19 protein-coding genes are annotated in these 17,923 nt (G+C 60.9%); 17 read left to right on the plus strand and 2 right to left on the minus strand.

Features of this window, described 5'->3' with window-relative positions; genetic code table 11:
• Positions 1–308: 308 nt before the first annotated feature.
• The gene (locus ACYYKW_RS12455) at positions 309–989 is read right to left on the minus strand and encodes an alpha/beta family hydrolase (RefSeq protein WP_336354381.1); all 681 of its coding nucleotides are present in this window, start codon (positions 987–989) and stop codon (positions 309–311) included.
• 92 nt (positions 990–1,081) lie between these two features.
• Between ACYYKW_RS12455 and ccoN (ACYYKW_RS12460) the strand changes: the two genes are divergently transcribed.
• The 15 genes from ccoN (ACYYKW_RS12460) (at position 1,082) to hemN (ending at position 15,857) form a co-directional block, all read left to right on the plus strand.
• Positions 1,082–2,506: a cytochrome-c oxidase, cbb3-type subunit I gene (gene ccoN / locus ACYYKW_RS12460; RefSeq protein ID WP_090282592.1), complete on the plus strand. Its 1,425-nt coding sequence runs from the start codon at positions 1,082–1,084 to the stop codon at positions 2,504–2,506.
• Between the two features lie 10 nt (positions 2,507–2,516).
• Entirely contained in the window at positions 2,517–3,125 is a 609-nt protein-coding gene (gene ccoO, locus ACYYKW_RS12465; protein WP_464990256.1) for a cytochrome-c oxidase, cbb3-type subunit II, read from the plus strand.
• A 3-nt stretch (positions 3,126–3,128) separates the two neighbouring features.
• On the plus strand, positions 3,129–3,326 hold the full coding sequence (locus ACYYKW_RS12470; protein WP_464990257.1) for a cbb3-type cytochrome oxidase subunit 3: 198 nt from the start codon (positions 3,129–3,131) through the stop codon (positions 3,324–3,326).
• The gene (ccoP, locus tag ACYYKW_RS12475; protein ID WP_464990258.1) at positions 3,323–4,276 is read left to right on the plus strand and encodes a cytochrome-c oxidase, cbb3-type subunit III; all 954 of its coding nucleotides are present in this window, start codon (positions 3,323–3,325) and stop codon (positions 4,274–4,276) included. Before ACYYKW_RS12470 ends, ccoP (ACYYKW_RS12475) begins: the two co-directional genes overlap by 4 nt.
• 481 nt (positions 4,277–4,757) lie before the next feature.
• Positions 4,758–6,200 carry a cytochrome-c oxidase, cbb3-type subunit I gene (ccoN, locus tag ACYYKW_RS12480; protein WP_039763035.1) on the plus strand — a complete coding sequence of 481 codons (1,443 nt, stop codon included), beginning with the start codon at positions 4,758–4,760 and terminating at the stop codon, positions 6,198–6,200.
• Positions 6,200–6,808, plus strand: a complete 609-nt coding sequence (gene ccoO, locus ACYYKW_RS12485) for a cytochrome-c oxidase, cbb3-type subunit II (RefSeq protein ID WP_007917161.1) — start codon at positions 6,200–6,202, stop codon at positions 6,806–6,808. Before ccoN (ACYYKW_RS12480) ends, ccoO (ACYYKW_RS12485) begins: the two co-directional genes overlap by 1 nt.
• Positions 6,809–6,813: 5 nt before the next feature.
• Positions 6,814–6,999, plus strand: a complete 186-nt coding sequence (locus ACYYKW_RS12490; RefSeq protein WP_003183474.1) for a CcoQ/FixQ family Cbb3-type cytochrome c oxidase assembly chaperone — start codon at positions 6,814–6,816, stop codon at positions 6,997–6,999.
• Positions 6,996–7,979 carry a cytochrome-c oxidase, cbb3-type subunit III gene (ccoP, locus tag ACYYKW_RS12495; protein ID WP_093102969.1) on the plus strand — a complete coding sequence of 328 codons (984 nt, stop codon included), beginning with the start codon at positions 6,996–6,998 and terminating at the stop codon, positions 7,977–7,979. The genes ACYYKW_RS12490 and ccoP (ACYYKW_RS12495) overlap by 4 nt, the downstream gene beginning before the upstream one ends.
• 185 nt (positions 7,980–8,164) lie before the next feature.
• On the plus strand, positions 8,165–8,440 hold the full coding sequence (locus ACYYKW_RS12500; RefSeq protein WP_464990259.1) for a hypothetical protein: 276 nt from the start codon (positions 8,165–8,167) through the stop codon (positions 8,438–8,440).
• 269 nt (positions 8,441–8,709) lie between these two features.
• On the plus strand, positions 8,710–10,125 hold the full coding sequence (gene ccoG, locus ACYYKW_RS12505) for a cytochrome c oxidase accessory protein CcoG (protein ID WP_464990260.1): 1,416 nt from the start codon (positions 8,710–8,712) through the stop codon (positions 10,123–10,125).
• Positions 10,126–10,137: 12 nt separating this feature from the next.
• The gene (locus ACYYKW_RS12510; RefSeq protein WP_093102978.1) at positions 10,138–10,677 is read left to right on the plus strand and encodes a FixH family protein; all 540 of its coding nucleotides are present in this window, start codon (positions 10,138–10,140) and stop codon (positions 10,675–10,677) included.
• A 240-nt stretch (positions 10,678–10,917) separates the two neighbouring features.
• Positions 10,918–13,368 (plus strand): heavy metal translocating P-type ATPase, encoded by a 2,451-nt coding sequence (locus ACYYKW_RS12515; protein ID WP_464990261.1) that lies wholly within the window; start codon positions 10,918–10,920, stop codon positions 13,366–13,368.
• Between the two features lie 22 nt (positions 13,369–13,390).
• Positions 13,391–13,603 (plus strand): cbb3-type cytochrome oxidase assembly protein CcoS, encoded by a 213-nt coding sequence (gene ccoS, locus ACYYKW_RS12520; protein WP_093102983.1) that lies wholly within the window; start codon positions 13,391–13,393, stop codon positions 13,601–13,603.
• Positions 13,596–14,279 carry a sulfite exporter TauE/SafE family protein gene (locus tag ACYYKW_RS12525; protein WP_464990262.1) on the plus strand — a complete coding sequence of 228 codons (684 nt, stop codon included), beginning with the start codon at positions 13,596–13,598 and terminating at the stop codon, positions 14,277–14,279. Before ccoS ends, ACYYKW_RS12525 begins: the two co-directional genes overlap by 8 nt.
• 195 nt (positions 14,280–14,474) lie before the next feature.
• A complete protein-coding gene (gene hemN / locus ACYYKW_RS12530; protein WP_464990263.1) occupies positions 14,475–15,857 on the plus strand; it encodes an oxygen-independent coproporphyrinogen III oxidase in 1,383 nt (460 codons plus the stop codon).
• On the opposite strand, the gene ACYYKW_RS12535 is transcribed toward hemN, so the two are convergent.
• Positions 15,854–16,336 (minus strand): hypothetical protein, encoded by a 483-nt coding sequence (locus ACYYKW_RS12535; protein ID WP_336354373.1) that lies wholly within the window; start codon positions 16,334–16,336, stop codon positions 15,854–15,856. The two genes, hemN and ACYYKW_RS12535, sit on opposite strands and share 4 nt — an antisense overlap.
• Positions 16,337–16,490: 154 nt before the next feature.
• On the opposite strand from ACYYKW_RS12535, the gene fnr reads away from it, so the two are divergent.
• Positions 16,491–17,225 carry a fumarate/nitrate reduction transcriptional regulator Fnr gene (gene fnr / locus ACYYKW_RS12540; RefSeq protein ID WP_090282580.1) on the plus strand — a complete coding sequence of 245 codons (735 nt, stop codon included), beginning with the start codon at positions 16,491–16,493 and terminating at the stop codon, positions 17,223–17,225.
• 87 nt (positions 17,226–17,312) lie between these two features.
• Positions 17,313–17,861: an adenine phosphoribosyltransferase gene (locus ACYYKW_RS12545; RefSeq protein ID WP_024012326.1), complete on the plus strand. Its 549-nt coding sequence runs from the start codon at positions 17,313–17,315 to the stop codon at positions 17,859–17,861.
• The last annotated feature ends 62 nt before the right edge of the window (positions 17,862–17,923 follow it).

The raw sequence follows: 17,923 nt of genomic DNA on the forward strand, positions 1-17,923 counted from the left end.
TAGGTGCAGCGAAGCAAACCGTAGCCGCTGCGCCCGGATCGATCCCGGAGCGAAGGGACCCGAGCCTGCGAGGGCCGTACGTAGGAGCAAGCGTTTTTTGCTTACTTTTTTTGGCGCTTGTAAAAAAGTAAGTCGCCGTCAGGCGAAACCGTAAGCAGCCGTTACCGCAGCAACGAATATGCCCTCGAAAGCAAGATCAAAAGCGAACCCCCTCACCCCAACCCTCTCCCCAACCCTCTCCCCCAAGGGGAGCGAGGGGGAAAGGGAGCCGATCTACATGCAACCCAAAATCCCGGCCCGGCTCAAAATCAATTGCGGAGAAATTCAGCCACCTTCTGCGCAGCACTCGCCAAATGATCCGAATGCGTAAAGCCAGAAGCCTTGAGCGGCTTCAAATCATGGTCCCCGGAGGCCAACCAAAACACCTCAATACTCGGAGACAAGCTGTAAGCCGCAACAGCCTCCCGATTGCCCAGCGCATCCCGCTCCCCCTGCACAATCAACGCCCGCGTACGCAACGAAGCCAAATGCTCAACCCGCGGCTTCTCCGGTTTCCCCGCCGCATAAAACGGATACCCCAGACACACCAACGCATCCCCACCCAACTCATCCGCCAGCAAACTGGCCATCCGCCCGCCCATCGATTTCCCGCCCACAGCCAAAACCCCAGCGACATGACGCCGCACAACCGCAAACACCTCCCGCCAGCACTCCAACAGTTTCGCCGCAGGATTGGGCGGCCGCTTCACACCGTCAACCCGCCGCTGCGCCATATACGGAAACTCAAACCGCAACACGTTGACCCCAAGCCCGGCAAGGCGCCCCGCCATGTCATTCATCCAGTCGCTATCCATCGGCGCCCCCGCCCCATGCGCCAGGATCAACGTCGCCGAAGCCTCACCAACAGCGGCATCCCAAAGCCACCCATGATCACGCACACACTGCGCCCATTGATCCCCGTCAATACTGGCCTTGTGCTGTTTGTCCATGCTTGCCTCGCTTTTAGTCTGCCTATAACTCCAGGCGAAGGATTCGCGCGGTTTGCGCGCGCTCACTTCGGCTGAACCGTGGATGGGGAACCATGAACACTTCTATCAGTACCGCCTACAACTACAAGGTGGTCCGCCAATTCGCCATTATGACGGTGGTGTGGGGCATCGTCGGCATGGGCCTCGGGGTTTTTCTCGCGGCGCAATTGGTCTGGCCGCAACTCAACTTCGATTTGCCCTGGACCAGTTTCGGCCGTCTGCGCCCGCTGCACACCAACGCGGTAATCTTCGCCTTCGGTGGCTGCGCGCTGTTTGCCAGTTCGTTTTATTCGGTGCAACGCACCTGCCAGACACAACTGTTTGCACCAAAAATCGCCGCGTTCTGCTTCTGGGGCTGGCAATTGGTGATCCTGCTGGCGGCGATCAGCCTACCGCTGGGTTACACCAGTTCCAAGGAATACGCCGAGCTGGAGTGGCCGATCGACATCTTGATCACCATCGTCTGGGTCGCCTACGCCATCGTGTTCTTCGGCACGATCATGCAGCGCAAGACCAGGCACATTTATGTCGGCAACTGGTTCTTCGGCGGTTTCATCATCACCGTGGCGATTCTGCACATCGTCAACAACCTTGAGCTGCCGGTGAGTTTCACCAAGTCCTATTCGCTGTACGCCGGCGCCACCGACGCCATGGTGCAGTGGTGGTACGGCCACAACGCTGTAGGCTTTTTCCTCACCGCAGGCTTCCTCGGCATGATGTATTACTTCGTGCCGAAGCAAGCCGAGCGCCCGGTGTATTCGTATCGCTTGTCGATCGTGCATTTCTGGGCGTTGATCACCCTGTACATCTGGGCCGGCCCGCACCACCTGCACTACACCGCGCTGCCGGATTGGGCGCAGTCGCTGGGCATGGTGATGTCGCTGATTCTGCTGGCACCGAGCTGGGGCGGCATGATCAACGGCATGATGACCCTATCGGGCGCCTGGCATAAGTTGCGCAGCGACCCGATCCTGCGCTTCCTCGTGGTGTCGCTGGCGTTCTACGGCATGTCGACCTTCGAAGGGCCGATGATGGCCATCAAGACTGTCAACGCCCTCTCCCACTACACCGACTGGACCATTGGCCACGTTCACGCCGGCGCCCTCGGCTGGGTGGCGATGATTTCGATCGGCGCGCTGTACCACATGATCCCGAAAATCTTCGGCAAAGCGCAGATGCACAGCATCGGCCTGATCAATGCGCACTTCTGGCTCGCGACCATCGGCACCGTGCTGTACATCGCTTCGATGTGGGTCAACGGCATCGCCCAGGGCTTGATGTGGCGCGCGGTCAACGAGGACGGCACGCTGACCTACTCCTTCGTCGAAACCCTGGTGGCCAGCCATCCCGGCTTTGTCGTGCGGCTGATCGGCGGGGCGATTTTCCTGAGCGGCATGTTGCTGATGGCTTACAACACCTGGCGCACCGTGCGGGCCTCGCAACCCGCCGACGTCGTCGCTGCCGCGCAGATGGCCTGAGGAGTCCGCCATGAAACACGAAACGATTGAAAAGAACGTCGGCCTGCTGATGCTGCTGATGGTGTTCGCCGTGAGCATCGGCGGCCTGACCCAGATCGTCCCGCTGTTCTTCCAGGACGTCACCAACAAACCGGTGGAAGGTATGAAGCCCTACACCGCGCTGCAACTGGAAGGGCGCGACATCTATATCCGCGAAGGCTGCGTCGGTTGCCATTCGCAGATGATCCGCCCGTTCCGCGCCGAAACCGAACGCTACGGGCACTATTCAGTGGCCGGCGAAAGCGTCTGGGATCACCCGTTCCTCTGGGGTTCGAAACGCACCGGGCCGGACCTTGCCCGCGTGGGTGCGCGCTACTCGGATGACTGGCACCGCGCGCACTTGTACAACCCGCGCAACGTGGTACCGGAATCGAAGATGCCGGCCTACCCGTGGCTGGTCACGCAAGCGGTCGACAGCAGCCACACCGAAACCAAGCTGAAAACCATGCGCACCCTCGGCGTGCCGTACACCGAAGACGATATCAGTGGCGCGGTCGCCAGCCTCAAGGGCAAAACCGAAATGGACGCCCTCGTCGCCTACCTGCAAGTGCTCGGCACTGCGATCAAGAGCAAGAGGTGATCCATGGTCATTGAAATGAGCACTGGCCTGATACGCGGCCTCGGCACGGTCGTGGTGTTCGTCGCCTTCGTCGGCCTGACTTTGTGGGTGTTCAACCGCAAGCGCACCGCGGAATTTGCCGAAGCACGACTGCTGCCGTTCGCCGACGAACCACTGCCCAACACAACCCCCGCCTCTGAAACAAGGAGTACCCGGCCATGACCACCTTCTGGAGTACGTGGATCTGCGTACTGACCATTGGCAGCCTGATCGGCCTGACCTGGCTGCTGGTCGGCACCCGCCGGGGCGAGACCAAGGGCAGCGTCGACCAGACCATGGGCCACAGCTTCGACGGCATCGAGGAGTACGACAATCCGCTGCCGCAGTGGTGGTTCATGCTGTTCGCCGGCACGCTGGTGTTCGCTGTGGGCTATCTGATTCTGTATCCGGGCCTGGGTAACTGGAAAGGCATCCTGCCCGGTTACGAGGATGGCTGGACCGGCGTGCATGAGTGGGAAAAGGAAATGAACAAGGCCGACGCCCGCTTCGGGCCGATCTTTGCCAGGTTCGCTGCAATGCCGCTGGAAGAAGTGGCCAAGGACCCGCAGGCGCTGAAGATGGGCGGCCGTCTGTTTGCCTCCAACTGCTCGGTGTGCCACGGCTCGGATGCCAAGGGCGCGTTCGGCTTCCCTAATCTCGCCGACAGTGACTGGCGCTGGGGCGGCGACGCCGAAACCATCAAGACCACCATCATGGGTGGGCGGATGGCGGCGATGCCGGCCTGGGGCGAAGTGCTCGGTGAGGCCGGGGTGAAAAACGTTGCCGCCTATGTGCGCCACGAACTGGCCGGCCTGCCGCTACCCGCCGACAGCAAGGCGGATCTGCAGGCCGGGCAGCAAGCGTTCAGCACTACTTGCGTCGCCTGTCATGGCGCCACCGGCCAGGGGACTGCGGCGATGGGCGCGCCGAACCTGACCCATCCGGCCGGCTTCATTTACGGCACCAGCCTGACGCAATTGGAGCAGACCATTCGCCACGGTCGCCAAGGACACATGCCAGCGCAAAATGAGCTGCTGGGCAACGACAAAGTGCAGTTGCTTGCCGCTTATGTGTACAGCCTTAGCCAAGGATTGAATACAACTCAACTGGCAACTGAGGACAAAATAAAATAACTCTTGCGTACACAACCGCCGCGACTTTTCCGTCGCGGCAGTTTCCTTCCCCCTTGCGACGCATTGTCGCACCCCTTCCCACCTCACCTTTCGGTTCGCCTGATTCGGGTCTACGCTTGTTCGAAAGCAGACCGGCGCGTGACGGTTTCAACTGCCCACCGAGCGATGCGTCCGATGAAGCGGCTTGTGGATTTGCCGCAAAGGCAGGCAGTTAACGGCTGTTACGCCGATTGCCTTCTGAAACCCGATCAAGACCTTTGAGCAGGCATCGTTGACGGCGATGCGGACCCAACATTTTTTTCACTCACCGCGACATTTTGGCAGAGGTCATTTTTGACCCTACGCGGCACATGGAAAGGCCGCAGAATCAGCGTTGGAAAGCATTGACCCAGGTCATGGCGCGTTGCAATGACCCCCTGCTTTATACATACTTGCGGCCGATTTTATCCCTATAAAAATACCCAAACCGTGGAACCTTAGAATGAGCACAGCAATCAGTCCGACTGCTTATAACTATAAGGTAGTCCGCCAGTTCGCCATCATGACGGTGGTCTGGGGGATCCTTGGCATGGGGCTCGGTGTTTTCATCGCCTCGCAACTGGTCTGGCCGGAACTGAACTTCGGTCTGCCGTGGACGAGCTTTGGACGCTTGCGCCCGTTGCACACAAACCTGGTGATTTTTGCCTTCGGTGGTTGTGCACTGTTCGCCACTTCCTACTATGTCGTGCAGCGAACCTGCCAGACGCGACTGATTTCCGACAGCCTCGCAGCCTTCACCTTCTGGGGCTGGCAAGCGGTGATCGTCGGCGCCATCGTGACCTTGCCGCTGGGTTACACCACCACCAAGGAGTACGCCGAGCTGGAATGGCCGATCGCGATTCTGCTGGCGATTGTCTGGGTCACCTACGGACTGGTGTTCTTCGGCACCATCACCAAGCGCAAGACCAAGCACATCTATGTCGGTAACTGGTTCTACGGCGCGTTCATTGTCGTGACCGCGATGCTGCACATCGTCAACCACATGTCGCTGCCGGTCAGCCTGTTCAAATCGTACTCGGCCTACTCGGGCGCCACCGATGCGATGATCCAGTGGTGGTACGGGCACAACGCGGTGGGTTTCTTCCTGACCACCGGTTTCCTCGGGATGATGTATTACTTCGTGCCGAAACAGGCCGAGCGTCCGATCTACTCCTATCGCCTGTCGATCGTGCACTTCTGGGCACTGATCACCCTGTACATCTGGGCCGGCCCGCACCACCTGCACTACACCGCCCTGCCGGACTGGGCGCAGTCGCTGGGCATGGCAATGTCGATCATTCTCCTGGCGCCAAGCTGGGGCGGCATGATCAACGGCATGATGACCCTCTCGGGCGCCTGGCATAAATTGCGCACCGACCCGATCCTGCGTTTCCTCGTGGTATCGCTGGCGTTCTACGGCATGTCGACCTTCGAAGGGCCGATGATGGCGATCAAGACGGTCAACTCGCTGTCGCACTACACCGACTGGACCATCGGCCACGTACACGCCGGTGCTCTCGGCTGGGTAGCCATGATCTCGATCGGCGCGATCTACCACATGATTCCAAAACTGTTCGGCCGTGCGCAGATGCACAGCACCGGCCTGATCAACGCGCACTTCTGGCTCGCCACCATTGGCACCGTGCTGTACATCGCCTCGATGTGGGTCAACGGCATCACCCAGGGCCTGATGTGGCGTGCAATCAACGATGACGGCACCCTCACCTATTCGTTCGTCGAAGCGCTGCAGGCCAGCCACCCGGGCTTCATCGTCCGTGCGCTGGGCGGGGCGTTCTTTGCCAGCGGCATGCTGCTGATGGCTTACAACGTGTACCGCACCGTACGCGCGTCGGATCCGGTTGAAGCCGAAGCCGCCGCCAAGATTGCCGTCGTTGGAGCTCACTGATGAAGCATGAAGCTGTCGAGAAGAATATTGGCCTGCTGGCCTTCTTCATGGTCATCGCCGTCAGCGTCGGTGGCCTGACCCAAATTGTTCCGCTGTTCTTCCAGGACGTCACCAACAAGCCGGTCGAGGGCATGAAGCCACGCTCGGCGCTGGAACTGGAAGGCCGCGACGTCTACATCGCCAACGGTTGTGTCGGCTGCCACTCGCAGATGATCCGTCCGTTCCGCGCTGAAACCGAACGCTATGGCCACTATTCGGTTGCCGGTGAAAGCGTCTGGGACCACCCGTTCCTGTGGGGTTCCAAACGTACCGGCCCGGATCTGGCCCGAGTCGGCGGTCGTTACTCCGATGACTGGCAACGTGCGCACTTGTACAACCCGCGCAACGTGGTGCCCGAGTCGAAAATGCCGGCGTACCCCTTCCTCGTGGAGAACAAGCTCGACGGCAAGGAAACCGCGAAGAAAATGGAAGTGTTGCGCACCCTCGGCGTCCCTTACACCGACGAAGACATCGCCGGCGCACAGGATGCGGTGAAGGGCAAAACCGAAATGGACGCGCTGGTGGCCTATCTGCAAGGCCTGGGCACCATTATCAAAAGCAAACGGTGAATCTGATGGATATCGGGATGATTCGCGGCCTGGGCACCGTTGTCGTGATGGTGGCCTTCATCGGTCTGGCGTTGTGGGTGTTCAGCCCCAAGCGCAAGTCGGAGTTTGACGACGCGACCTTGTTGCCTTTTGCGGATGATCCCGAAGCCATCAAGCACGTCGAGCAAGCTTCTAGGAGTAACAAAGAATGACTACATTCTGGAGTCTGTACGTCACAGTCCTCAGTCTCGGTACGATCTTCGCCCTGACCTGGCTGTTGCTGTCGACCCGCAAGGGCCAGCGCAGCGAACAGACGGACGAGACGGTGGGCCACTCCTTCGACGGGATCGAGGAGTACGACAACCCGCTGCCGAAATGGTGGTTCATGCTGTTCGTCGGCACGATCATTTTCGCCCTGGGTTATCTGGTGCTGTATCCGGGCCTGGGCAACTGGAAAGGCCTGTTGCCGGGTTACAACTATCTGGATAACGAGAAGCAGACCGCGTTCGCCAACGGCCAGACCGGCTGGACTGGCGTACACGAATGGGAAAAGGAAATGGCCCGTTCGGACGCTCGCTTCGGCCCGATCTTCGCCAAGTTCGCGGCGATGCCGATCGAAGAAGTCGCCAAGGACCCGCAGGCACTGAAAATGGGCGGCCGACTGTTCGCCTCCAACTGCTCGGTGTGCCACGGTTCCGACGCCAAGGGTGCCTACGGCTTTCCCAACCTGACAGACGCCGACTGGCGCTGGGGCGGCGAACCAGAAACCATCAAGACCACCATCATGGGCGGTCGCCACGCGGTGATGCCGGCCTGGGCGGAAGTCATCGGCGAGCAAGGCGTGGCCGACGTGGCAGCGTTTGTCGTGACCAATCTCGATGGGCGCAAATTGCCGGAAGGCACCAAGGCCGACCCGGTCAACGGGCAGAAGCTGTTCGCGGCCAACTGCGTGGCCTGCCACGGCCCGGCCGGCAAAGGCACCCCGGCCATGGGCGCGCCTGACCTGACCCATCCGGGCGCATTCATCTACGGCTCAAGCTTCGCGCAACTGCAGCAGACCATCCGTTACGGCCGCCAGGGCCAGATGCCGGCGCAGGAGCAACTGCAAGGCAACGACAAGGTGCACCTGCTCGCAGCGTATGTTTACAGCCTGTCCCACGGTGAAAAAGCACCGGAGGCGAACGCGGAATAAGGCCGACGCTCGATACAAAAAAGGCCCCGCCAGTTTCGATTGGCGGGGCCTTTTTCATGATGGCATTCACGCTTTGAGACATTTGGTTTATGGACCGGTGCAGCGGTGCCCTGTAGGTTTTTTTCACGCCGATAAACCGCATCGGACTGATCTCCAAGGATGAAACCGACATGCACGAAAGGACAATGCCCAAACGCTTCCAACCCTGCCCTGATCATCAATTCAGGTCAGCGAAAACGCAGGCGCCGCGCGCGCATGCAAATACCCAAAACGCCTTTGAAAATCCAGGTAACGGTGGCGGTCTGGACGGCCTCGGCGGCGGCAGACTGCCTGGTCCGGGACGCGCCGGAAACCAACAGTCCCCTCCCGGCATCGTCGACCTGCTGGTCATGCTCGAGGCAACTGACAGCGAGTTCAAAACCACGCGCGCCGTCATAAATCATCGTTGCATTGAACTGTAATATCAGGGTCAGCCGCTGAGCGCTGCCGAGCCCTTTGGAAACCGCAGATTAGCCAGTGCAGCAAATCCGTCCATACTCAACTAGTCAATTGATCTGCGTCATGCTTTGCTGCATTCGCTACACCATTCAGGTTTTTTCCCCAACGCGACCAAAGGTCGCACCCTTGAGCCAGAGCGACAGGCGTATCATCGCGCCACTGCAACAGCCCTTTTTGACCTTGGTTGGCACGTATCGACCGGGGCATTTTTCCACTGCCGTGGGATGCAATGATGAGCAACCAGATTCCGGTACACAACGTCACACCACCGAGCAAAAACCCGAACAACAGCGTCGATCTTTACGCCTCACGAGAAAAAATCTACACCCGCGCCTTCACCGGCCTGTTCCGCAATCTGCGGATGCTCGGCGGTGCGGCGCTGTTCCTGTTGTATTTCGGCACGGTGTGGCTGAACTGGGGCGGTCATCAGGCCGTTTGGTGGAATCTGCCGGAGCGCAAGTTCTTCATTTTTGGCGCGACGTTCTGGCCCCAGGATTTCATCTTGCTGTCGGGCCTGTTGATCATTGCCGCGTTCGGCCTGTTCTTCATCACCGTGTATGCCGGGCGGGTCTGGTGCGGTTACACCTGCCCGCAGAGTGTGTGGACATGGATTTTCATGTGGTGCGAAAAGGTCACCGAAGGCGACCGCAACCAGCGGATCAAACTCGACAAGGCGCCGATGAGCGCCAACAAGTTCCTGCGCAAAGCGGCCAAGCACGCGCTGTGGTTGCTGATCGGTTTTGTTACTGGCATGACCTTTGTCGGTTACTTCTCGCCGATCCGCGAACTGGTCATTGATTTCTTCACTGGCCAGGCCGATGGCTGGTCGTACTTCTGGGTCGGTTTCTTCACCCTCGCCACTTACGGCAACGCGGGTTGGTTGCGCGAGCAGGTGTGCATCTACATGTGCCCGTATGCGCGCTTTCAGAGCGTGATGTTCGACAAAGACACACTGATCGTTTCCTACGACCCGCGCCGTGGCGAAAGCCGTGGCCCGCGCAAGAAAGGCATCGATTACAAGGCGCTGGGCCTGGGCGATTGCATCGACTGCACGATGTGCGTGCAGGTCTGCCCGACCGGCATCGACATTCGCGACGGCCTGCAGATCGAGTGCATCGGCTGCGCCGCGTGCATCGATGCCTGCGACAGCATCATGGACAAGATGGATTACCCGCGCGGCCTTATCAGCTACACCACCGAACACAACCTGTCCGGGCAGAAAACCCATAAACTGCGGCCACGTCTGATCGGGTATGCCGTGGTGCTGCTGGCGATGATCAGCCTGCTGGTCACGGCGTTCTTCATGCGTTCGCTGGTCGGTTTCGACGTCAGCAAGGACCGCGTGCTGTACCGCGAAAACGCCGAAGGCCGGATCGAAAACGTCTACAGCCTGAAAATCATGAACAAGGATCAGCGCGATCACACCTACGTGCTGCACGCCGAAGGTCTGCCGGACCTGCGCCTGCAAGGCAAGCGCGAGATCAAGGTGGCTGCCGGCGATATCGTCAGCATGCCGGTCGAGTTGTCGAGCGCACCGGAACAACTGCCGTCGAGCACCAACGAGGTGAAATTCATCCTCAAGGATGCCGATGACAACAGCGTCCACATTGAAGCCAAGAGCCGATTCATCGGCCCGCAAATTCGTTGAGAGAACTGCATTATGTCTGCCGCAAACGCTGCAAGCCCCTGGTACAAGCACCTCTGGCCGTGGATCATCATCGGCATTCTGGCCTGCTCGGTGGCGCTGACCTTGTCGATGGTGACGATTGCGGTGAACAACCCGGACAATCTGGTCAACGACAACTATTACGAGGCCGGCAAAGGCATCAACCGTTCGCTGGACCGTGAACTGCTGGCGCAAACCCTGAAGATGCGCGCGGCGGTGCAGTTGGACGATGTCACCGGTGAAGTCGATTTGCGCTTGAGTGGCGACAGTCAGCCGAACACGCTGGAGTTGAATCTGATTTCGCCAACGCAGCCGGAAAAGGATCGCAAGATTGTCCTGACCCGCAGCGAGAGCGAGACCGGGCGTTACATCGGTCAGTTGAACGACAAGGTTGAAGGTCGGCGGTTTGTCGAGTTGCTGGGTAGTCAGGATGAACATGTGTGGCGCATGTTCGAGGAAGAACTGGTCAGCCATGACAAGGAACTGCTGCTGGGCGATGAGCCGTTGCAGGGTGCCGAAGACCTGAAGAAGTGAGTCAAGGTCAAAAGCCCGTCACCCTAACCCTCTCCCAGAGGGAGAGGGGACTGATCTTCAGCGCTTCGGGGCCTTGCGGATGACCGTAACAATGTCGGCGACTGACACCGCTTTGATCGTTCCCACGCTCCAGCGTGGGAACGCAGCCGGGGACGCTCTGCGTCCCAGCCGAAGCGGACGCGGAGCGTCCGGGGAGGCATTCCCACGCGGAGCGTGGGAACGATCATCGGAACGCGCACCATGACCACCCCACTTCCCTGCTACCACTGCGCCCTGCCCGTCCCCTCCGGCAGCCGCTTCACCGCCGTCGTCCTCGGGCAACCGCGCGAATTCTGTTGCCCGGGCTGTCAGGCCGTGGCCGAAGCCATCGTCGCGGGTGGCCTCGACAGCTATTACCAACACCGCAGCGAAGCCTCGGCCAACCCCGAAGCACTGCCGGTGCAATTGACCGACGAACTGGCGCTGTACGACCGCGCGGACGTCCAGCAACCGTTCGTGCGCCACGAAGGCGAACTGGCCGAAATCACGCTGTTGATGGAAGGCATCAGTTGCGCCGCCTGCGGCTGGCTGATCGAGAAACACCTGCGCACCCTGCCCGCCGTCGCCGAAGCGCGACTGAACCTGTCCAACCATCGCCTGCACGTGCGTTGGGCCGACGCGCAGCTACCGCTGAGCCAGATCCTCGCCGAACTCCGCCACATCGGCTACGCCGCCCACCCGTATCACGCCGACCGCGCCAGCGAACAACTGGCCAGCGAAAACCGCCGTGCCCTGCGCCAGCTAGGCGTCGCCGGGCTGCTGTGGTTTCAGGCGATGATGGCGACCATGGCGACCTGGCCGGAATTCAACATCGACCTCAGCCCCGAGCTGCACACGATCCTGCGCTGGGTCGCGCTATTTCTGACCACGCCGATCGTGTTTTACAGTTGCGCGCCGTTTTTCAAAGGGGCGATGCGCGATCTGCGCACGCGCCACCTGACCATGGACGTTTCGGTTTCACTGGCGATCGGCAGTGCGTACGTCGCCGGAATCTGGACGGCGATCACTGGCGTCGGCGAGTTGTATTTCGATGCCGTCGGCATGTTTGCGCTGTTTCTGCTCGCCGGTCGCTACCTGGAACGCCGCGCCCGCGAGCGCACCGCGGCCGCCACCGCGCAACTGGTCAACCTGCTGCCGGCCTCATGCTTGCGCCTGGATGCCAACGGTCAGAGCGAGCGCATTCTGCTCAGCGAACTGCGCGTCGGCGAGCGGATTCTGGTGCAGCCCGGCTCGGTGCTGCCGGCGGATGGCAAGATCATCGACGGCCAGTCGAGCATCGACGAGTCGCTGCTGACCGGCGAGTACCTGCCGCAACCGCGCACACTGGGCGATGCCGTAACCGCCGGTACGCTGAATGTCGAAGGCGCATTGACCGTGGAAGTACAGGCTTTGGGACACGACACGCGCCTGTCAGCGATCGTGCGCCTGCTCGACCGCGCCCAGGCCGAGAAACCGCGACTGGCAGAAATCGCCGACCGCGCCGCGCAATGGTTCCTCCTGCTGTCGCTGATCGCCGCTGCCGTCATCGGCCTGCTGTGGTGGCAACTGGACGCGTCGCGGGCATTCTGGATCGTTCTTGCGATGCTGGTCGCGACCTGCCCTTGCGCACTGTCGCTGGCGACGCCGACCGCCCTCACCGCCGCCACCGGCACCTTGCACAAACTCGGCTTGCTGCTGACCCGCGGGCATGTGCTGGAAGGCTTGAACCAGATCGACACGGTGATCTTCGACAAAACCGGCACCCTCACCGAAGGTCGCCTGGTGCTGCGCTCGATCCGCCCTCTCGGCGCGCTCGACAGCGAGCAATGCCTGAGCTTCGCCGCTGCGCTGGAAAACCGCTCCGAACACCCGATCGCCCGCGCCTTCGGCCGTGCGCCGTTGGCCGCTGATGAAGTGCACAGCACGCCGGGACTGGGCCTCGAAGGTTCGGTGGGCGGGCAGCGCTTGCGCATTGGTCAGGCAGATTTCGTGTGTGAGCTGAGCGGTGCGAGTGTGCCGGCAATGCCGAATGAGCCAGGCCAATGGTTACTGCTTGGCGATGAAAGCGGCCCGTTGGCGTGGCTGGTGCTCGACGATCGCTTGCGCGACGATGCCCCCGCCCTGCTCGCCGCGTGCAAGGCGCGCGGCTGGCGCACGCTGCTGCTGTCCGGCGACAGCTCGCCGATGGTCGCCAGCGTCGCCGCCGAACTGGGCATTGACGAGGCGCGCGGCAGTTTGCGCCCGGACGACAAGCTGCAAGTGCTGCAACAACTGCACAAGGAAGGACGCAAGGTGCTGATGCTCGGCGACGGCGTCAACGACGTGCCGGTGCTGGCGGCGGCCGACATCAGTGTGGCCATGGGCTCGGCCACCGATCTGGCGAAAACCTGTGCCGATGCGGTGTTGCTGTCGAACCGCCTCGACGCCCTGGTGCAAGCGTTCACATTGGCACGCCGTACCCGTCGGGTGATCATCGAGAACCTGCTGTGGGCGGCGCTGTACAATGGCCTCATGTTGCCGTTCGCCGCCCTCGGCTGGATCACTCCGGTATGGGCCGCGGTCGGCATGTCGATCAGTTCGCTGACCGTGGTGCTCAACGCCCTGCGCCTGACTCGCCTGCCGGGTTCGCCGCACACCAGCACCCGTGCACAAACCCGCCCGCTGCCGGCCTGAGCCGCGCGGGCCTGGAGTACCGATGCCAGCTCTCTACGTGATGATCCCCGCTGCACTGCTGATCGTGGCCATCGCCGTGTATATCTTCTTCTGGGCGGTGGACAGCGGCCAGTACGACGACCTCGACGGCCCGGCGCACAGCATTCTGTTCGACGATCAGGACCCGAACCACACCGCTGCCGTGGACGAAGCCAAGAGCGGCAAAGCGGACGACAAGGCGCCACCGCATGCTTGAACTGGCGCCGTTGCTGGTTTCCGCCCTGATTCTTGGCTTGCTCGGCGGCGGCCACTGCCTGGGGATGTGCGGCGGCCTGATGGGCGCACTGACCCTGGCGATTCCCAAGGAGCAACGCAGCCGACGCTTTCGTTTGCTGCTGGCGTACAACCTCGGGCGAATTCTCAGCTACGCCACGGCCGGGTTGCTCATCGGCCTCGCCGGCTGGGCGGTCACCAACAGTCCGGCAGCGCTGTTCATGCGCGTACTGGCCGGGTTGCTGTTGATCGCCATGGGCTTGTATCTGGCCGGCTGGTGGAGCGGGCTGACGCGCATTGAGTCGCTTGGGCGTGGGTTGTGGCGTTACATTCAGCCGGTCGCCAATCGCTTGCTGCCGGTGTCGAGTCTGCCGCGTGCATTATTGCTCGGCGCGCTATGGGGCTGGCTGCCGTGCGGGCTGGTTTACAGCACCCTGCTATGGTCGGCGAGCCAAGGCAATGCACTGGATAGCGCCTTGCTGATGCTCGCGTTTGGCTTGGGCACCTGGCCAGTGTTGCTGGCCACCGGACTGGCGGCGGAACGGGTTACCGCGATCTTGCGCAAGCGCAGTGTGCGTATGGCGGGCGGGTTGTTGGTCATTCTGTTCGGTATCTGGACCCTTCCCGGCCCGCATCAGCATTGGCTCATGGGCCATTGATCGGCGGTGTGGCCTTCGCGAGCAGGCTCGCTCACTGATCGCGTGAACACTGCTAATCCCTTGTGGGAGCGAGCTTGCTCGAGAAGAGGCCCGCACAAACACTACAAATCCCCCCTGTTGATGCAAATCAAGATGCCCCGCCGCCCCCTCCCCTAGACTCGCCCGCACTGCCAGCCTATCCGGGGGAATGCCCGCATGCTCGACGCCATTCGTTGGGACACCGATTTGATCCGCCGCTATGACCTGGCGGGGCCGCGCTACACCTCGTATCCGACTGCCGTGCAATTTCACGGACAGGTCGGCACCTTCGATCTGTTCCATGCCCTGCGCGACAGCCGCAAAGCCCTGCGCCCATTGTCGCTGTACGTGCACGTGCCGTTCTGCGCGAACATCTGCTACTACTGCGCTTGCAACAAGGTCATCACCAAGGACCGCGGACGCGCCGCGCCGTACCTGCAACGGCTGGAGCAGGAAATCCAGCTGATCGCCTGTCACCTTGACCCGGCCCAGAAAGTCGAGCAACTGCACTTTGGCGGTGGCACGCCGACCTTTCTCAGCCACGACGAACTGCGGCAGCTGATGGCGCACCTGCGCAAGCATTTCAATCTTCTGGATGATGACTCCGGCGATTACGGTATTGAAATCGACCCACGCGAGGCCGACTGGTCGACCATGGGCTTGTTGCGCGAATTGGGTTTCAACCGCGTCAGTATTGGCCTGCAAGATCTCGATCCGGCCGTGCAGCGCGCGGTAAATCGCCTGCAAAGTCTGGAGGAAACCCGCGCAGTGATCGATGCCGCGCGCACCCTGCAATTTCGCTCGATCAATATCGACTTGATCTACGGCCTGCCCAAACAGACCCCGGACAACTTCGCGCGTACCGTCGAGGAAGTGATCAGCCTGCAGCCGGATCGGCTCTCGGTGTTCAACTACGCGCACCTGCCGGAACGCTTCATGCCGCAGCGGCGGATCAATGGCCACGAACTGCCAGCGCCGGCGCAAAAGCTGGAAATGCTCGAACGCACCATTGCGCAGCTCACCGCTGCCGGCTACCGGTATATCGGCATGGACCACTTCGCCCTGCCCGATGATGAACTGGCGATTGCCCAGGAAGAACAGACCCTGCAACGCAACTTCCAGGGCTACACCACCCACGGTCATTGCGACCTGATTGGCCTGGGCGTTTCGGCGATCAGCCAGATCGGTGACCTGTACTGCCAGAACGCTAGCGATCTCAACCAATACCAAAACACCCTGGCGAGCGCACAACTGGCGACCAGCCGTGGCCTGGTGTGCAACGCCGACGATCGCTTGCGCCGCGACGTGATTCAGCAACTGATTTGCAACTTCAGCCTGGAATTCGCCGACATCGAGCAGCGTTTCAATATCGACTTTCAGGGCTATTTCGCTGAGCTGTGGCCACAACTACAGGGCATGGCCACTGATGGCCTGATTGAACTGGATCGCAAGCGGATCAACGTGCTGCCAGCCGGGCGCCTGCTGGTGCGCTCGGTGTGCATGGTGTTCGATGCGTACCTGCAACAGCAGAACCGCCAGCGCTTTTCGCGAGTGATTTAGTTTTTGGTGAGCAAGGCGCCGACCTTGAGGTTCTGGTCCGGGGTCATTGCCGACTGACCCATGACTTTGGACAGGGCCAGATTGGCGGTGACCACGCCGCTGTTCAGCGCAGCGATGGCCCCGCGCAGGGCGGCGAGCTTGTTGATCCGTTCTTCGTTGGACAGGGTCTTGTCGGCCATGACCTTGTTCATCTGCGCCTTTTTTTCGGCGATCTGTTTTTGCAACTTGCGGATCATTTTCAGCAACTGCTGGATGTTCTCCGGCAGGCCGCTGTTGTCGATATCGCTGTTTTCACCGCCGACGCTGGCGGCCTTGGCGATCGACGCACCGGACAGCGACACTTTGACGCCCTCGACCAAGGTCGGGGTTGCGGTGTTCAACGCGTCAGCGTCGCGCTCGTTGGCGACGTCGTTGCCGGCAACCTCCGGCAATGCCGGAACACCGCTGTTACCGGGGCTTAGCGTGCCAATGGCAGTCATCGGATCCTTCCTTTCATGCGGTCTGAAACCTGTTTATCGGCCGCTTTTGCGCTGGCTTTATGTCTGTGGGACAACGCCTTCATACGCTGGCCTGAAGGTCCCTCGGTGAGTTACCCTTACGTCTTATGTGTGTTTTCCCACAAGGATTGAAGAAATGTCCGAGCCAGTCAAACTGCGCGCTCACACCCAGGCCCATTGCAAGGATTGCAGCCTGGCCCCGCTGTGTCTGCCACTCTCGCTGAATCTGGAAGACATGGATGCGCTGGACGAAATCGTTAAACGCGGTCGCCCGTTGAAAAAGGGTGAATTCCTGTTCCGCCAGGGCGACACGTTCGATTCCGTTTATGCAGTACGCTCCGGCGCCCTCAAGACCTTCAGCCTCAGCGACAGCGGCGAAGAACAATTGACCGGCTTCCACCTGCCGAGCGAACTGGTCGGCCTGTCCGGCATGGATACCGAGAAACATCCGGTATCGGCCCAGGCACTGGAAACCACCTCGGTCTGCGAAATCCCTTTCGAACGTCTCGACGAACTGGCCCTGCAACTGCCCCAGCTGCGCCGGCAGTTGATGCGCGTAATGAGCCGTGAGATCCGTGACGACCAGCAAATGATGTTGCTGCTGTCGAAGAAAACCGCCGACGAGCGCATCGCCACGTTTCTGGTCAACCTGTCCGCACGCTTCCGCGCCCGCGGCTTTTCGGCCAACCAGTTCCGCCTGAGCATGTCGCGCAATGAAATCGGCAACTATCTGGGCCTGGCGGTGGAAACCGTGTCGCGGGTGTTCACGCGTTTCCAGCAGAACGAGCTGATCGCCGCCGAGGGCAAGGAAATTCACATCCTCGACCCGATCCAGCTGTGCGCGCTGGCCGGCGGTTCGATCGAAGGCTGAGTAGGCTGATCACGACCCGCGGTTGAGCGAATCGTTTCAGCCGCGGGTATACTGCGCCGTTTGCAGCCCTGCCAGGACACCTCGACGATGGTCTTCGACTCCTTCGACATCAAATCCCTTATCCGCCCTGTGATCGACTTCCCGAAGCCGGGCGTGATCTTTCGCGACATCACCCCGCTGTTCCAGTCGCCGACCGCGCTGCGCCTTGTGATGGACAGCTTCGCCCACCGCTATGTCGAAGCCGACTTCACCCATATCGGAGCGATGGATGCCCGTGGTTTCCTGATCGGCTCGGTATTGGCCTATCAACTGAACAAGCCGCTGGTGCTGTTCCGCAAGCAAGGCAAACTGCCGGCGGACGTGCTCGCCGAAGGCTACGCCACCGAATACGGTGAGGCGTTTCTGGAAGTGCATGCCGACAGCCTGTGCGAAGGCGATTCGGTGGTGATGTTCGATGACCTGATCGCCACCGGCGGCACACTGATCGCCGCAGCCAACCTGATCCGCCGAATGGGCGCACGGGTGCATGAAGCCGCAGCGATCATCGACTTGCCGGAGCTGCAAGGCTCGCAGCGTCTGCAGGACATGGGCATTCCGACGTTCTGCCTGACGCAGTTTGCCTTGACCGATAAATAAGTAGCGCCTGTACTGACGCTATCGCTGGCAAGCCAGCTCCCACAGGGATTTCGGTCGTTCAC

The sequence above is a fragment of the Pseudomonas sp. 15C genome, assembly GCF_055484735.1.

Excerpts from the sequence above, each read along its gene's own strand:
- ACYYKW_RS12455 (WP_336354381.1), bottom strand. The coding sequence starts at position 989 with ATGGACAAACAGCACAAGGCCAGTATTGACGGGGATCAATGGGCGCAG.
- ccoN (WP_090282592.1), top strand. The coding sequence starts at position 1,082 with ATGAACACTTCTATCAGTACCGCCTACAACTACAAGGTGGTCCGCCAA.
- ccoO (WP_464990256.1), top strand. The coding sequence starts at position 2,517 with ATGAAACACGAAACGATTGAAAAGAACGTCGGCCTGCTGATGCTGCTG.
- ACYYKW_RS12470 (WP_464990257.1), top strand. The coding sequence starts at position 3,129 with ATGGTCATTGAAATGAGCACTGGCCTGATACGCGGCCTCGGCACGGTC.
- ccoP (WP_464990258.1), top strand. The coding sequence starts at position 3,323 with ATGACCACCTTCTGGAGTACGTGGATCTGCGTACTGACCATTGGCAGC.
- ccoN (WP_039763035.1), top strand. The coding sequence starts at position 4,758 with ATGAGCACAGCAATCAGTCCGACTGCTTATAACTATAAGGTAGTCCGC.
- ccoO (WP_007917161.1), top strand. The coding sequence starts at position 6,200 with ATGAAGCATGAAGCTGTCGAGAAGAATATTGGCCTGCTGGCCTTCTTC.
- ACYYKW_RS12490 (WP_003183474.1), top strand. The coding sequence starts at position 6,814 with ATGGATATCGGGATGATTCGCGGCCTGGGCACCGTTGTCGTGATGGTG.
- ccoP (WP_093102969.1), top strand. The coding sequence starts at position 6,996 with ATGACTACATTCTGGAGTCTGTACGTCACAGTCCTCAGTCTCGGTACG.
- ACYYKW_RS12500 (WP_464990259.1), top strand. The coding sequence starts at position 8,165 with ATGCCCAAACGCTTCCAACCCTGCCCTGATCATCAATTCAGGTCAGCG.
- ccoG (WP_464990260.1), top strand. The coding sequence starts at position 8,710 with ATGAGCAACCAGATTCCGGTACACAACGTCACACCACCGAGCAAAAAC.
- ACYYKW_RS12510 (WP_093102978.1), top strand. The coding sequence starts at position 10,138 with ATGTCTGCCGCAAACGCTGCAAGCCCCTGGTACAAGCACCTCTGGCCG.
- ACYYKW_RS12515 (WP_464990261.1), top strand. The coding sequence starts at position 10,918 with ATGACCACCCCACTTCCCTGCTACCACTGCGCCCTGCCCGTCCCCTCC.
- ccoS (WP_093102983.1), top strand. The coding sequence starts at position 13,391 with ATGCCAGCTCTCTACGTGATGATCCCCGCTGCACTGCTGATCGTGGCC.
- ACYYKW_RS12525 (WP_464990262.1), top strand. The coding sequence starts at position 13,596 with ATGCTTGAACTGGCGCCGTTGCTGGTTTCCGCCCTGATTCTTGGCTTG.
- hemN (WP_464990263.1), top strand. The coding sequence starts at position 14,475 with ATGCTCGACGCCATTCGTTGGGACACCGATTTGATCCGCCGCTATGAC.
- ACYYKW_RS12535 (WP_336354373.1), bottom strand. The coding sequence starts at position 16,336 with ATGACTGCCATTGGCACGCTAAGCCCCGGTAACAGCGGTGTTCCGGCA.
- fnr (WP_090282580.1), top strand. The coding sequence starts at position 16,491 with ATGTCCGAGCCAGTCAAACTGCGCGCTCACACCCAGGCCCATTGCAAG.
- ACYYKW_RS12545 (WP_024012326.1), top strand. The coding sequence starts at position 17,313 with ATGGTCTTCGACTCCTTCGACATCAAATCCCTTATCCGCCCTGTGATC.